The 1,216-nt window shown below is 55.3% G+C and carries 1 protein-coding gene; it reads left to right on the top strand.

Going from position 1 to position 1,216, the window contains the following annotated elements; all coding sequences use genetic code 11:
* Positions 1-50: 50 nt before the first annotated feature.
* Positions 51-1,216 (top strand): aspartate kinase (locus tag ACR0B3_RS24100; RefSeq protein WP_480811252.1); only part of this gene is annotated, 1,166 nt, incomplete at its 3' end.

Genomic DNA, 1,216 nt, shown 5'->3' on the forward strand with positions numbered 1-1,216 from the left:
CTTGCGTTGGCGCGTAAAGCCTCGGCGCAACTTTATAAGTGGGAAGTGCTATGCCGCTTTTGGTCATGAAATTCGGGGGCACATCAGTGGCCACCCTTGATCGCATCCGCCGCGCCGCAAAACGTGTGGGGCGCGAGGTGGCCAATGGGTATGATGTGATCGTGATTGTCTCGGCCATGTCGGGCGAAACCAACAAACTTGTGGGATATGTGGGCGAAACCTCGCCGCTCTATGACGCGCGCGAATATGATGCGGTCGTCTCCTCGGGCGAGAATGTTACAGCCGGCCTGATGGCGCTGACCTTGCAAGAAATGGATATCCCCGCGCGGTCATGGCAAGGATGGCAGGTGCCCGTCAAAACCACCTCTGCCCATGCAAGCGCGCGGATTGAAGAAATCCCAACCGATAACATCATGGCCAAATTTGGCGAAGGGATGAAGGTTGCCGTGGTTGCGGGGTTCCAAGGCATCAGCACTGAAGGGCGTATCACCACATTGGGCCGTGGCGGGTCAGACACGACTGCCGTGGCCTTTGCCGCCGCTTTCGATGCCGAGCGCTGCGATATCTACACAGATGTTGACGGAGTCTACACGACCGACCCGCGCATCACCAACAAGGCTCGCAAACTTGAGAAAATCTCGTTTGAAGAGATGCTTGAGCTTGCAAGCCTCGGTGCGAAGGTTCTGCAAACGCGCTCGGTTGAACTGGCGATGCGCTATAAGGTGCGCTTACGGGTTTTGTCGAGTTTTGAAGAAATGGATGACAGCGCGGGCACATTGGTCTGTGACGAGGAGGAAATCGTGGAAAGCAAAGCTGTGGCGGGCGTGGCCTATTCGCGCGATGAAGCAAAAATGACCCTGACCGAGGTCGAAGATCGCCCGGGCATTGCAGCCGCTATTTTCGGCCCCCTCGCCGAGGCCGCGGTCAATGTAGACATGATCGTGCAAAATATCTCGGAAGCAGGCAAAACTGATATGACCTTCTCGCTGCCGATTGATCAGGTCAAACGCGCTGAAAAGGCCCTTGAAGAGGCGAAAGCCCGCAATGAAATCGGCTTTTCCGAATTGCTGATCGACAGCGATGTTTGCAAAGTGTCAATCGTAGGGATCGGGATGCGCAGCCATGCAGGCGTGGCCGCGAAGATGTTTGCAACTTTGCGCGATGAAGGCATCAATATCAAAGTCATCACCACATCCGAAATCAAAGTTTCGGTTCT

This window comes from Ruegeria sp. CE9, from assembly GCF_056537425.1.